The following is a 13,620-nucleotide window of genomic DNA, read 5'->3' as shown; positions in this document are numbered from 1 at the left end:
AAAGAAGCCTCATCTACGCGATGGGCTTTTTTCTTCGGTAATCAGAGTACGTGACCTTACTATATTTATTTAACAACCGGTCAAGCACAACCGACTGATGGAGTACCCGTGCATGCCGCAAGCCATATCTCTGCGCTAACCGATTTAATTCCTGTCTTTCCATTTCAATGCGGAATCTGATTTTTTCAGAATTGTTCATAGCTATCACCCTAGGAACATATTAGAAGAGGTTGCCAAATATTGCATAATGAAACCTAATGCAAGAAACAAAAAAATTCCATTTTTTGAAATAGAAATAAAAAAGGCCAGCGGTAAGCTGACCCAAGATTATGTAATCATTTCTCTATTTAAAACTATTAGCTCCAGCCGTGCATAAATGTAGTAATCAAACCTTTGCTAACCACCGTGAAACTAAGCATTAGAATACCCGAAACCACCCAAGACATTTTGTTTTTCATTTTCCCACACCCTTCTACATAATTTATTGTATTCTTGAATCTGCTCCTCCGAAGCATACTGCCGATGAAGCTCAAAAATAGCCATAGCAGTATTTACGAGGAGATCCCTACCGCTTACTTGGAGGGACATTTTCATGCTGTCCAAGATGTTATTTAATCCTTCTTCATATGATTTTCTTCGAAGATGATAAATCGCGTAGTTTTGAAAGAAGGAAGAATAACGGAATACATAGGGAGGATCCTTAGAAAAATTAATATTCGTTGCTCCATTCGCCAGCCAAGTATCCCTGCCGAATTTCCTATATTTTTCGATTTCGTCGGCAAATTTATTGAATACCTCATCAATAAAAAAATTGTGTCTGTTGGCGGATTCTGCTAAAGTGATTAAGCCTTCGACAATCTCATCCGGATGAGACTCAAGAAAAGAGACATATTCAGGAATCCTCAAATGATTGCCAGCCTTAACATCTACACATAAATAATTGGCTTTAGCGAACATCTTTAATTGTTCTACTTCTTCCCTTGCCTCGTCATCCAGCCCCTCAAACCAGCTTAAATCCGTATATTCAGCAATCCATTTCTTCGATTCTTCATACATCCCGCGGTATTCGTAGCTGCCTGACTTAAACAAAAAGGCCCTGCCATAATAAAAGACTAGAGGTCGGGACGGCTTAAAGTCTGGCTGCTTCCAAATCTTCCTTTCATAGAAAGCCCAGGCCAACTTACTTAGTTCATCCGCATAATTTTCAACTTCCACCCAATTAAATCGAAAGGCATAAACCTGAATGAGCATTAACAATCCGTCAAGTGCTAGTTCTTCAGGTAATCGGTATCGATAGGGTAAAAATTGCAAAGCTGCTTTAAAACCCCGGAGACTATCTCTTTGAAAAATTTGAAAGATTCTATAGTAACTCATTGCAAGCCGTTCTGAATGACTGGATCGCTCGCTTTCAATTACGGCTTCATACAGAATGACGGCGGCTTCTTTCAACCCCTGAACAAACATTTGTTCCGCCGTATCGAAAATCCCCGCAATCTGCTTCAAATCCTCTAGTAATCGGCTTAATACCTGATTAATGCAATCATGCTTCTGCAATTCAGCGCATCTTAGAAGGAACGGTCGTAACCTTCTCCAATGCGGAGCAGTTGAAGTAAAACACTCATCAGCGTATAAATCGTAGAAGTGTCCCTCAGACAGCCCCATTGCCGCTGTGATTCGGTCCAACTGTCCGATCGCAATAGGTCGGTTTCCGTTAATAATTCCGCTTAACGTTCCGACATTAACTCCGGCAGTTTCCGAAAAGCGATGTAGGGTTGTCCCTTCGCTCTTGATGTAGTCTTCCAGTTCTGCGCGAATCGTGGTTGTGGATATCAAAAAATTATCGCCCCCCAATTCCGCTTACTTCTATGAGCCGAATAATCTCGACTGATAGAGCAACCAAACGACATCCAATGACATCAAGCAACACCATATACTTCTAAAATTCCAATTTATGTTTACATAATAATCCTAAATTTGACAGTCGTCAATAAGAAAAAAGACCGATAAGCAACTATTTTGTCTGCTTATCGGTCTAATTGTAGTTTCCTAGATTTCTAGCTCCGCCGCAGCCGCATTCGCTTCCACTTGCGCCGGATTTTTGCAGCCGGGGATCACCGTGCTAACGATCGGATTCTTTAGGCACCAGGCCAAAGCCCACTGGGCCATATCTACGCCCTCCGGCACTTCATTCCGACGGATCTCCTCTACTTCCTCAAGCTTGCGGCGGGTACTTTCCGGGTCATGATGGTGGCGTACGTCGGTCTCGCCGAACACTGCACCCGGTTTATATTTGCCACTGAGGTAACCGCTTGCCAGCGGTACCCGGGCAAGCACGCCCAAGTCCTGGCGCTCGCAGGATGGGAACACCCGGTTCTCCGGCACGCGGTCCAGTCGGTTATAAACCACCTGGATCGCCTCCGAACCAACCTTGGACGAAGCCTCGGTCTGATGAAGGTTATCGTTGCTGCCGATCGAAGTGCCTAGATGAAGGATTTTCCCCGCTTGCTTCTGCTTATCCAACAGCGTCCAGAGTTCATCATGATCAAACGCCGCATCCGGCCCGGAATGGAATTGGTACAAATCAATATAATCGGTCTTCAGCGCCTTTAACGAAGCGTCTAGCTGCTGCAGTACCGCCTCAGCTTCAAACCGATCCGTCCGCGTGAACCGTTCATGGAACTGATGCCCGAATTTCGTGGCAACCAGCCAATCTTCCCGGTTTCGCCGACTTAGATAATCTCCGATAAACGATTCGGACAAATGATCGCCATAGCACTCCGCCGTATCGATCAGGTTGATGCCAAGCTCCCGGCCCCGGTCCAAAATAGCATCCACTTCCGCTTGCGTATAATTCAAGCCCCACTCTCCGCCGAACTGCCAAGTACCGATGCCGACCACGGAAACGTTCAGGCCGGTTTTGCCTAATTTGCGATATTTCATCTTCCAATCCTCCCGATGTGAATTGATTCTATTTCAAGTAAAAAACCTCGCGCATCGGCACGATCGGCTGTGGCTCGTTAAAGTCAAACGAACCCTCGACCATCCCCGACGTAATCGCGTTCCACCGTTGACAAACCTCACTATCCGCAATGTACTTGAAGGCCGCGTCCGGATCATCGCATTCGAAGCAATAAAAGAACTGATTCCCCTGCTGAAAAATCGAATAGTTTCGAATGCCCGCTTGGGTATGCTCTGCGAGCACCTCCGGCCAAGGGTTCAAATGCAGGTCAACGTAGGCCTCCAACTGGTCTTCCTTCACGCGCCAGGTCCAGGCGAACTTCCGGCTTGGACTGATTCCCATGAAAATCCCTCCCATGAAAAATTCATTTACTTTGACACCTTCAGATCCCCATTCACTTCATAAAGCGTCGGATCAACTTCAATTTACCGGCGGTATAAGGCGGATAAATGAAGCTGAGGTTAATCCGCGTTGACTTCTTTAGCACGCTTTTTCGGTGAGAGAAGGTTTCGAAGCTGTAGCGTCCATGATAAGCCCCCATGCCGGAGGACCCCACACCCCCAAAGGGCAGATACGGGCTGACCAGATGCATGACCGTGTCGTTGATGCACCCGCCGCCAAACGAAACCGACTCCATCACCTTCCGCTCTGTTCCGGAGTTGCTCGTAAATAAATATAACGCCAATGGCTTGGGCCGCTCAGCGATGTTCCGAAGCGTCGCATCCAGATCCAGATAGTCCAGCACCGGCAAAATCGGCCCAAAGATTTCTTCCTGCATCACTTGGTCTTCCCAGCTTACGTTCTCCATAATCGTCGGCGCTAGGTACAAATCCTCACGTTCCCCAGTGCCTCCGACCGCTACCTTCGACGAGTCCAACAACCCCATCAACCGGTTCCAGTGCCGCTCGTTCACAATCCGCCCATAATCCGGACTTTGCTGCGGATCATCCCCGTAGAATGCCGTGATCTGTGTCTTCATTCTGGCGATCAACTCCGCTTTGACCGACTCGTGAACGAGCACATAATCCGGGGCCACGCAAGTCTGACCCGTATTCAGAAACTTCCCCCAAACGATCCGCCGAGCGGCTAACTCCAGATCCGCCTCGCGATCGACGATACAAGGGCTTTTCCCGCCAAGCTCCAACACGACCGGCACCAGATGTTCAGCGGCTGCCGTCATCACAATTTTTCCAACCTGAATGCTTCCGGTGAAAAAGATAAAGTCGAGCGGGGCATGAATCAGCGCGGATGTGACCTCCTGCCCTCCCTCCATGACCCGGATGTACTCGGGATCAAAATATTCGCCGAGCATCTCGGCAAGGACCCCGGAGACGTGCGGCGTATACTCCGACGGCTTAACAATCGCGGCATTTCCCGCAGAGATTGCCCCGATTAACGGATCGATCACCAGCAAAAACGGATAGTTAAACGGGCCGATGATCAGCGCCGAGCCGTAAGGCTCCCGGTAGATATAGCTGCTGGAGCCGATATGGGTTAGCGGCGTACGGACCCGCTCCGGTTTGGCCCACTGCTTTAGTCGCTTCATCACGTATCCGATACTGTCGTAAGCATAGCCAACTTCCGTGCTGTAGCCTTCAAGCTCGGGTTTGCGCAGATCCCGCTGCAGCGCCTCCAAAATACGCGTTTCGTAACGGGCAATGGCCGTCTTCAAACGCTCCAGTTGGCGCAGCCTGAATTCTACCGGTCGCGTGGCGCCGCTGCGGACGAATTGCTGTTGAGCGCGAACGACCGCTGCGACGGATCGCTCGGGTGGCTGTGCATCGGTAGGCGCTTGGGTCGGATTCTCGGTTTCACTCAAGGCGGATCCCTCTTTTTCTCGAATTCGGCGTCATTTAGGTTTGTTCTTCTATTGTAACCCGAAATTAGGTCGCTGGGCATCTTTCGACACGAATGATGGGCTCAGCATAGGTTTGTAAACTAGAAAGGTTGTTTATGTCATATTAACTAACATATAAATTAGTAAAATTATGATTTTAAACGTATTATACATGTTTACACAACCGTCAAGATGGTTTTCGGTTAACTTTATGAACGTTTTTTGTAATTTATATTGACATGATCTTTTTCAAGCTTCTATAATTTAACTACGTTCACAACGTCGTGGCGCATATAATCCGGTTTCGCACAACGCTGTGCCGCCGGTTGGCAAAGGAGCCATTCGGGCAATCTTTAGATTGCCCGGGGCTCCTTTTTGTTTTGCGCCCCTCGTTGGGGCATGTCAAAGAAAACAGAAACGTCCCGGTTGAAGGGGATGAATCCTGGAGAGGAGATGAAAGGATGGAACGTACCGGTTTTATGAAAAGTGGGCATAAGCCCTCGTTGTTGAGCGCCTTTCTGTACTTCGATGTTAGCTTTATGGTATGGGTTCTGATCGGTCCGCTGGCCGTGATCATGATGCAGGATTACCCGATGAATGCGGCGCAAAAGGCCAATCTCGTCGCTCTGCCGATCCTCGGCGGTTCCGCGCTTCGCCTCGTGCTCGGCGTGCTGGCCGACCGGATCGGTCCCAAACGGACCGGCCAGATCGGTATGGCCGTCACCCTGGTGCCGCTCGTCTGGGGCTGGCAATTCGTCGATTCGCTCAGCGAATTGTATGTGGTGGCTTTGCTCCTGGGCGTTGCCGGCGCTTCCTTCTCAGCGGCCCTGCCTTTGGCCAGCCGCTGGTACCCGCCGCAATACCAGGGATTGGCGATGGGAATCGCCGGGGCCGGTAATAGCGGCACCGTCTTCTCCACCTTATTCGCCAACCGGATCGCCCAGCATTACGGAGGCTGGGAAGTCGTGTTCGGGTTGGCCCTCATCCCGGTAGCGTTGGTCTTCCTCGTCTTTACGCTGCTGGCGAAAGACAGTCCCAACCAACCGGAGCCGAAAAAACTTCGCGACTACGCCGCCGTGCTCCGCCAAAGGGATACGTGGCTGTTCTGCCTGTTGTATATGGTGACGTTTGGCGGTTTCGTCGGGTTGTCAAACTATTTGACGATATTTTTTAACACGGAATATGGGCTTAGCGCGGTAAGGGCCGCCGATTTCACGACTTTGTGCGTGATCGCCGGGAGTTTCTTCCGCCCTGTGGGCGGCTGGCTGGCTGATAAGGTCGGCGGAGTACGCATGCTGCTCGCTTTATACGCGGGGGTCGCCCTCATGATGGCGTTGGTGTCGTCATTACCGCCGCTGTCGATCGTGACCCTGCTGCTATTCATTGGCATGATGTGTCTGGGAATGGGCAACGGCTCCGTGTTCCAGCTCGTCCCCCAACGCTTCCAACAGGAAATCGGGGTCATCACAGGCATTGTAGGCGCAGCCGGCGGGCTCGGCGGTTATTTCTTGCCGAACATTCTTGGCCTCCTAAAGCAGTGGACCGGTTCCTATACGCCCGGTTTCCTCATTCTAAGCGGCATCGCGTTGGCTTGCATTCTCACGGTGATCCTGATTCACGGCGAGTGGAAACGAACGTTTCTGGAGCGGAAGGAGGCTGCTTATGACGCTTACCCCTACAGCCACCCATCCTGACGGACGAATGCGATCCCACTGTCCCTTCTGCAGTATGCAATGCAGTCTGGGGTTGCACTCAGCCCCCGGTTCCTTCGCGGGGTATGAAGTTAAGCCCAGTCCAGACTTCCCCGTAGCCACGGGTCGATTATGTCAAAAGGGCTTCCACGCCTTGGACCATACGGTTCATCCAGAACGGGTGATGCAGCCGCTACGCAGGCTTTCGGAACAGGGATGGGACAAAGGGGAGGCGGGGTCTCGGTCCTCCGAAGGAACCTCGTCGGCTTGGTCTCCCGCAGCTTGGCCCGAAGCGCTGGACGGCATCGCCGAGCGCATTCGGCAGCTCCAGGAACAGTACGGTCCTGACAGCGTAGCCGTGTTTGGCGGCGGTTCGCTGACGAATGAAGTGTGTTATCTGCTCGGCAAATTTACCCGGGTCGCTTTGCGCTCCCGCTACGTGGACTACAATGGAAGATACTGCATGTCTTCCGCAGCGGCGGCCCAGCAGTTGGCGTTTGGGATCGACCGCGGTCTCTCCTTTCCGCTCGAGGATATTCCCCAAGCGGACTACCTCATCCTTGCCGGCACCAATATCGCCGAATGCCAACCGACCTTGATGCCTTACCTTTTGGCTGCCAAAAAACAAGGAGCCGTCATCGTCACCATCGATCCTCGGCGGACGATGACGTCCAAGATTGCAAACCACCAGCTGACGATCGAACCCGGACAGGATTCGCCGCTAATCAGCGGGCTGCTGCATGTGATCCTGGAAGAGCGGCTGTACGATGCGGAATTCGTGGCCGAACATACGGAAGGGATTGAAGCGGTGCAGGAAGCTGTGCGGCCGTTCTCGCCCGACCGAGTGTCCGTCCTCACCGGGATCCCTGAGGAAACGATCCGGCAGGTGGCCCGGGGATTCGCCGGGGCGAAGCGCGGGATCATCCTGACCGCGCGGGGTTTGGAGCAGCAGGTGAACGGCGTGGAGCATACGCTGCAGTACATCAACCTGTGCCTGCTGTGCGGGCACATCGGTAAACCGGGCAGCGGCTTCGGCTCCGTCACCGGGCAGGCCAATGGGCAGGGCGGCCGCGAGCATGGACTCAAGGCCGACCAACTGCCGGGCTACCGGTCGATCGAGGACCCGGACGCCCGGGCGCATGTCGCCGGCGTCTGGGGACTTGATCCCGGCGAACTGCCCGGCAAAGGGGTCTCCGCGTATGAGCTGTTCGGGAAGGTATTGGACGGCGACATCAAAGCGATGATCGTTCTCGGCTCCAATCCGGTCGTGTCCAGCCCGAATAACGCCCGGGTCGCCGAGGCGCTGGCGAAGCTGGACCTGCTCGTCGTCGTCGACTTGTTCGAGACGGAGACGGCCGCCTACGCGGATTGGCTGCTGCCCGGCACGTCCTTCCTCGAAGTGGAAGGGACGATGACGAACCTTGAGGGCCGGGTGTTCTATCGGCCCCGGGTGTTTGAGCCGACCGGCGCGTCCATGCCGGACGCCTGGCTGCTGTGCGCCCTCGCCGAACGGCTGGGCCGAGGGCGCTATTTCTCCTACTCGTCGATGAGCGAAGTGTTCGACGAGTTATGCCGCGCTTCCGCCGGGGGCAAAGCCGATTACAGCGGCTTAAGCTACTCGCGCCTGCAGGAAGCGCAGGGGTTGTTCTGGCCGTGCCCCGGGCCCGGCCAGGCGCACCCCGGGACGCCGCGCCTGTTCGCGGGCGGCGTCTTCCTCCGTGCGGGCGGCCGGGCCCGCCTGCACGCAATCACGCTGCAGTCGCCGGCGGAAACGGCAGATACGGAGTACCCGTATCTGCTGACGACCGGCCGGCTGGGCGGGCACTACCTGAGCGGCGCCCAGACCCGCCGCACGGACGCCCTGGCGAAGAAGGCGCCGGAGCCGGTGGCGGAGCTCCACCCGGCTCTGGCCGAGCAGCTTCGCCTGCGCGAAGGCGACCGCATCCGCTTGACCACGCGGCGCGGGTCGCTGGATTTCGCCGCCAAGGTGACGCCGGACATTCATCCGCGCACGATTTTTGTTCCGTTCCACTGGGGCGGCGACCAAGCGATCAACCGGCTGACGAACGATGCCCTGCACCCCGTCAGCCGAATGCCTGAATTCAAAATCTGCGCCGTCCGAGCGGAACGGGCTAGGACTGAGGAGGCCGCCCCCGCCCTAGTCCATTCGGCGAAGGCCGACGCCCTCAGCGATTAGTCGGATTGTTTCCTGTTAGTCTGCAAAATGCACAATAGAAGGGGGCTATCCCTCCTGTAAAGCACCACTGGCGGAATAACCACTTGTATATTAATCGCCATCTTGAATTTGGATGCGCTTGGAGCGGGTCGGCTGCCGTTTCGGTACCTCCAGCTTCAGGACGCCATCCTTCAAAGAGGCGCGGATCCCTTCTTCCTCGATGTCCTGCACGTAAAACCTCCGCATGTATTCACCGTACCGGCGTTCCTTACGGAGGATTTGCTGTTTCGTGTCCTCTAGACGGTAAGGCGCGGCCAATCCTGTATTTTGATTTTATTTGACCTTCGAGCTATATCAATGGCGGTTCAAATATAAAAAGCGACCTGGGAAGGTCGCTTTTTCCTATTTCGATTTAGGGTTGCTGTTCTGTAGTAGTCGTTGTCGTGGTGGTTGTGGTCGTGGTCGTGGTTTCATTGCTTGCCGCCGGATCGGCGCTCTCATTATAGATGACAACCGATTGGGAGCTAGGCTCCCATTGCACGACCGCTTCAAAAGCCTCGCTGATGAACCGGACCGGAACAACCGTGCTGCCGTCAATGACGGTAGCCGGCGCGTCCAGCGTCTGTTGTTCGCCATTCACGTAAGCCGTTTTGCTATTGATGATTAGCTTCAGCGTTACGCCGTCCTTCGTCACCGTGATCGACTTGTCCGCCGGGTTGTAGGCGACTTCCGCCTGCAAGGCTTCGGAGATGGCCCGGAATGGGACCAGCGTGCTGCCATCCTGTACGATTGGAGCTACGTCTGTTGTAGGCTGTTCGCCATTGACGAACAATTTAACTCCTTTTTTCCCGAGCTTATCATAGAGTTTGCCGAGCTTCTTGTACGATTCGATGTTCGTGAAGTCCGCCAAAACCGCTTCCTCCTGCAAATAAACAGCATCAGTCACGCTGCCTTCTTGCTCCAACAGGTCCGCCGCCTTGGATAAAGCCGCCGCATCTTCCTTGATTTGCGTAAGCTCCGCCTTCATCTCATCCGTGAGTTTAGTATCGTATTTCGTCAGGAGCAAATCAGCCAATACCGCGCCCGACGGCTTGTCCTTGACGTTTTGGATCGCTTTCAACAAACCTTTGTAGCCGTTGTGGCCCGGCTTTTCGGATTTTTGCGTATCCGTGGATTCTTCGCCCTCCGGGGTTTGCGTTTCCTCCGTCGCCTGCTCCTCTACCGTCCCTTCCAACTGCTTCTCTACCTTCTTGCCGTTAGCTTTCGTTTGCTGTGCATCCACTTGGATGCCGGCCTCCGTTTTCTTATCGGCTCCCTTGCCGTTATTCCCTTGCTCCGCTTTCGCCGACGCCGTGCCGGTCGTCAAGCTTAATGCCACCACGCAGAAAAATGCGATCATCCAGCTTTTTTTCATGTTGTTGTGTCCTCCTCAATGATTGTCGTTAATTGGGGTTTGTTGTTTATTACGTTGCCCTATCAAAAATTGTGGGGGGCGCCAACAAAGTTTTTTTCCGGAACGCCGACATGTCGGAATTCCTGCCGAAAAGCAAGTATGAGAAATCCGGTCCAACGATCGAAAAATATGCGGCATAAGAAAAAGCCGGCCGATGTCCTCGGTCGGCCGGTGCTAACTTCTACCTTGTGTGCATCAGCGCCGATTTCCGGCGCGCCTTGATGTCCCTTATGCTGCCTTTGCACGATTATCCCTTTCATTCAGGAGGGCCAGGAACCCGGAGTGAGTCGAGCTCTTCTCCAGTTCTCGGCAATCTGATCAAAGGGGATAATCGTGCAAAGCGTGCGAAATGATCCTATTGCCCGCCAACCTCCGCCAGTTGCGCTTCGATCGCCGCCGCCAATTCCTCGTAAGAGGAGCTCGGCAGCAATTCCCCGTTGACCATGAACTGCGGCGTTCCGTTTACTCCGTAATAGCCGGCGGTTTTGAAATCTTCTTTGACCGGCAACATGTAGGCATGACTTTTCAGATCGCTTGCGAAGCGGTCGTAATCTATACCGTTGATATTTTTCTTCACGAAGTCCAGCAAAAATTCGGGTGTCGCCCAAATTTTTGTCTCATCGCCCTGATGCGCATATAACTTGCTCTTGAACTCCCAGAACTTCTCGTTGCTCTGCGCCGCAACCGCCTCGCCCGCGCTGGCCGCCATGATCGAATCCCGGTCAATGAACGCGAAGTTGGTAAAGAACAACTCAATTTTTCCGGTATCGATGAAGTCTTTTTGAAGCTGAGGCATGTAGGTTTCTTCCCACTTCTTGCAGGCCGGGCATTTAAAATCGGCGAATTCAATCACCTTGACCTTCGCGCTCGGTTCTCCCAAATGCGGCTGTTTCTCATACTTCAAGCCTTCGGCGGCGTAGTCGCCTTTGATTTCCGTGTAGTTTGGGAGATCCTTCAAACTGGAAGAACCCGAATCTTTGAGAAAAACGATCGCCAGGGTGATTACCAAGGCCCCGATCAATATCAACGAGATCACAAAAATCAGACCGGATTTCGCAGTCCCCCGGCCTGTTCCTTTTCCGCCCGCAGATTTGCCTACAGTCCCCTTACCGGCGTTCTTCTTGCCTTGGGTTGTCCTGTTGTACGCCGTCTTGTTGTTCGGAACCGGTTTCCCGCTGCCGTTACGATTGCTCCCCTTGTTATGGGCCATCCGCTATCCTACCTCCATATGGATTCGTTTCGTCCTCATTCTAGCGTATGGCCCACGGCAAGGGACGTAATTTAGGTCACAGAGTGTCGCCGCAAGTATACAAACCGGCTGGCGTAATCGCCTGCCAAGGTCAGCGGTAGGCCGAGGCGCATCAAGGTGGAGCCGTGCCGGACGTTGTCTGCGGCCAAGTCGGTGGTGATGCCGGTAGATTCGGCCGCGCGCTGATCGGCGGTGTTGTTCGCCTCCACGGTCAGCTCTTCCTCTGGTACTTCTACCCGGTACCGCCCATCCGGCTCTAAGCCTTGGAGGCGCAGCCGCAGCTCCGTGTCGCCGAAATACTGCGCCTGCCGAAAAGCGAACACGGCGACTTCGTCCCGGTCTCGCGAGACATACTGCCACGCGGCCACATCGCCTTCGGCGAAGGAGGCAAGCCGGTAAAGGTCGCCTTCGGCAACCAAATGGCGCACCTGTTTGTACAGCGCCACATAACGGTTGGCTTCGACGATTTCCGCCTCCGACCAGCGGGCGATGTTCGCGCCGATGCCGAGCCCGCCTAGCATGGCGCTGTGGAAGCGGAACGACAGCGGCAGCCGCCGGCCGTTCAGGCCATGCGGGGATTCCGTTACCCAGCACATCATGACGGAGGGGCTGTAAGCGTACGAGAAGCCCTCCTGGATCGTCAGCCGGTCCCGGGCGTCCGTATTGTCGCTGATCCAAGCCTGGTCTGCAAACCGCAGCATGCCGAGATCGATCCTTGAGCCGCCCCCGGCACAGGTCTCGAACTCCACCCGCGGGAAACGGCGCCGGAGCTCGGCCCAAATCTCGTACAAGCTATCGACGTGCTTGATCCACACCGATTCCTCCGCATGCTCGCGCAGCGGGATGGCCCCCGGCTCCGTGATCGTTCGGTTCATGTCCCATTTGATGAAGGCGATGTCGTAGGTGCTGAGCAGCCCCGTCATGAACTCAAGCACGAACGCCTTGACCTCCGGCTTGCCTAAGTTCAGCATCAATTGATTGCGAAGCAGCGTTCCTTCGCGCGTGGGGAATTGATACACCCAATCGGGATGGTTCCGATACAACTCGCTGTCCGGATTGACCGATTCGGGTTCGACCCATAATCCGAAGTCCATGCCGAGCCGTTTCACCTCGTCGATCAGCTCCTGCAGCCCATTCGGGAATTTCTGAGGATTCACCTGCCAATCGCCGAGACCGGCCCGGTCGCTGTGGCGCGCGCCAAACCAACCGTCGTCGACGACAAACCGCTCCGCGCCGATCCGGGCCGCTTGTTTGGCCAACTCGATTTGCTCCCGGACGTTCACCGCGAATTCCGTCGCTTCCCAGGAGTTGTACAACACTTTCCGTTCCCGGGATCCGGGCAGCACGTACTCCCGTTGATAGTTGTGCAACTTCCGGCTCATCTCTCCGAAGCCGCCGGAGACGAAACCACCCGTAAACACGGGGGATGTATAGCTCTCTCCCGGTCCCAAAGTAAACGCCCCATCGAAGTCGTTGACCCCGCCGACGACGCGGACTTGGCCGAAGGTGGAGGACTCCAGGACGATTTTCCAGTTGCCGCTCCAACCCAGCGCACCGAACCAGACGTTCCCGGACAACTCGTCCGCTTTGCCGTCATCCAGCGCAAACCAAGGGTTGGCATGCGCACCGGTGAAACCCTGCCGCGATTCCAGCACTTTCTTGCCTTCGGTGAGCGGCGCCCGCCGGAGCTGATATTCGCCGGCCCAGCGGCCGGTCACATGCGTCAGGCGGACGGAAGGCTCGGCCGGAGCGGACCAGGCCGCCGCCATGACCTGATCGATTCGAACGGGAACGTCCTCCTCATTGACGATCGTTACCGAACGTTCGATCAGATCGTATTTCTCGATAACCCGGTAGCGCAGCTCCACCCGCAAACGGTAATACTCGTCGCGCAGCCGAACGATCAAATCGTCCGCCGCCAAGCGGCTCCCGACTTCATACCCTTCATATCGCAACCGCAAATCGCGAACGCCGTTCTGGAATTTCACCTTCAGGCAGGGCTCTGCATATAAGGTACCGCCCCAACCTCCATACTCCTCCCGTTCCCGGTTCACCTCGGCATCAAAGGAGCTGTGGTGACGGAGGCGAAGCAAATCGGCACATTCCGCAGCCTCCACCGGCTCGCCCCAGTAGAGGTGTTGCAACGTCCCGTTTTCGTTGACGCCAAATACGTAAGACGAGTTTTTCGTGCGTAGTTCAAATATTTTTGATGCTTCCAACACGTTAATCGGCATATGATCACTCTCCCCTTCCCG

At 54.5% G+C, this 13,620-nt stretch carries 11 protein-coding genes; 2 read left to right on the top strand and 9 right to left on the bottom strand.

The window, feature by feature from the left end:
• Window positions 1-13: 13 nt before the first annotated feature.
• From KJS42_RS13700 to KJS42_RS13680, 5 genes are all read right to left on the bottom strand, one after another.
• A complete protein-coding gene (locus KJS42_RS13700; protein WP_244868480.1) occupies window positions 14-163 on the bottom strand; it encodes an aspartyl-phosphate phosphatase Spo0E family protein in 150 nt (49 codons plus the stop codon).
• Window positions 164-411: 248 nt separating this feature from the next.
• Window positions 412-1,833, bottom strand: coding sequence for a helix-turn-helix domain-containing protein (locus KJS42_RS13695; protein WP_213623169.1), 1,422 nt, complete (start codon window positions 1,831-1,833; stop codon window positions 412-414).
• 213 nt (window positions 1,834-2,046) lie between these two features.
• Window positions 2,047-2,940: an aldo/keto reductase gene (locus KJS42_RS13690; protein WP_155606803.1), complete on the bottom strand. Its 894-nt coding sequence runs from the start codon at window positions 2,938-2,940 to the stop codon at window positions 2,047-2,049.
• A gap of 28 nt (window positions 2,941-2,968) precedes the next feature.
• On the bottom strand, window positions 2,969-3,301 hold the full coding sequence (locus KJS42_RS13685) for an L-rhamnose mutarotase (RefSeq protein ID WP_193416812.1): 333 nt from the start codon (window positions 3,299-3,301) through the stop codon (window positions 2,969-2,971).
• 52 nt (window positions 3,302-3,353) lie between these two features.
• Window positions 3,354-4,778: an aldehyde dehydrogenase gene (locus KJS42_RS13680; RefSeq protein WP_213623168.1), complete on the bottom strand. Its 1,425-nt coding sequence runs from the start codon at window positions 4,776-4,778 to the stop codon at window positions 3,354-3,356.
• 479 nt (window positions 4,779-5,257) lie between these two features.
• Between KJS42_RS13680 and KJS42_RS13675 the strand changes: the two genes are divergently transcribed.
• Together KJS42_RS13675 and KJS42_RS13670 are read left to right on the top strand one after the other, a co-directional pair.
• Window positions 5,258-6,490: a nitrate/nitrite transporter gene (locus KJS42_RS13675; protein WP_213623167.1), complete on the top strand. Its 1,233-nt coding sequence runs from the start codon at window positions 5,258-5,260 to the stop codon at window positions 6,488-6,490.
• Window positions 6,459-8,684, top strand: coding sequence for a molybdopterin oxidoreductase family protein (locus tag KJS42_RS13670; RefSeq protein ID WP_306433136.1), 2,226 nt, complete (start codon window positions 6,459-6,461; stop codon window positions 8,682-8,684). The genes KJS42_RS13675 and KJS42_RS13670 overlap by 32 nt, the downstream gene beginning before the upstream one ends.
• A 90-nt stretch (window positions 8,685-8,774) precedes the next feature.
• Here KJS42_RS13670 and KJS42_RS13665 read toward each other — a convergent pair whose 3' ends face one another.
• From KJS42_RS13665 to KJS42_RS13650, 4 genes are all read right to left on the bottom strand, one after another.
• Window positions 8,775-8,981: an Hsp20 family protein gene (locus tag KJS42_RS13665; RefSeq protein WP_306433135.1), complete on the bottom strand. Its 207-nt coding sequence runs from the start codon at window positions 8,979-8,981 to the stop codon at window positions 8,775-8,777.
• 94 nt (window positions 8,982-9,075) lie between these two features.
• Window positions 9,076-10,077 carry a copper amine oxidase N-terminal domain-containing protein gene (locus KJS42_RS13660; RefSeq protein ID WP_213623166.1) on the bottom strand — a complete coding sequence of 334 codons (1,002 nt, stop codon included), beginning with the start codon at window positions 10,075-10,077 and terminating at the stop codon, window positions 9,076-9,078.
• A gap of 394 nt (window positions 10,078-10,471) precedes the next feature.
• A complete protein-coding gene (locus KJS42_RS13655; protein ID WP_213623165.1) occupies window positions 10,472-11,326 on the bottom strand; it encodes a DsbA family protein in 855 nt (284 codons plus the stop codon).
• Window positions 11,327-11,397: 71 nt separating this feature from the next.
• Complete coding sequence (locus KJS42_RS13650; protein ID WP_244868475.1) at window positions 11,398-13,599, bottom strand: alpha-galactosidase; 2,202 nt, start codon at window positions 13,597-13,599, stop codon at window positions 11,398-11,400.
• Window positions 13,600-13,620: the final 21 nt, after the last annotated feature.

The sequence above is a fragment of the Paenibacillus sp. J53TS2 genome (genome assembly GCF_018403305.1).
In the GTDB taxonomy this organism is placed as follows: Bacteria; Bacillota; Bacilli; order Paenibacillales; family Paenibacillaceae; genus Fontibacillus; species Fontibacillus rhizolycopersici.
The sequence above is the reverse complement of the archived record's forward strand: the minus strand, read 5'-3'. Positions and strand labels throughout refer to the sequence as shown.

Bases quoted from the DNA above. Each gene is read 5' to 3' on its own strand.
- KJS42_RS13700 (WP_244868480.1), bottom strand. From the start codon at position 163: ATGGAAAGACAGGAATTAAATCGGTTAGCGCAGAGATATGGCTTGCGG.
- KJS42_RS13690 (WP_155606803.1), bottom strand. From the start codon at position 2,940: ATGAAATATCGCAAATTAGGCAAAACCGGCCTGAACGTTTCCGTGGTC.
- KJS42_RS13685 (WP_193416812.1), bottom strand. From the start codon at position 3,301: ATGGGAATCAGTCCAAGCCGGAAGTTCGCCTGGACCTGGCGCGTGAAG.
- KJS42_RS13675 (WP_213623167.1), top strand. From the start codon at position 5,258: ATGGAACGTACCGGTTTTATGAAAAGTGGGCATAAGCCCTCGTTGTTG.
- KJS42_RS13670 (WP_306433136.1), top strand. From the start codon at position 6,459: ATGACGCTTACCCCTACAGCCACCCATCCTGACGGACGAATGCGATCC.
- KJS42_RS13660 (WP_213623166.1), bottom strand. From the start codon at position 10,077: ATGAAAAAAAGCTGGATGATCGCATTTTTCTGCGTGGTGGCATTAAGC.
- KJS42_RS13655 (WP_213623165.1), bottom strand. From the start codon at position 11,326: ATGGCCCATAACAAGGGGAGCAATCGTAACGGCAGCGGGAAACCGGTT.
- KJS42_RS13650 (WP_244868475.1), bottom strand. From the start codon at position 13,599: ATGCCGATTAACGTGTTGGAAGCATCAAAAATATTTGAACTACGCACG.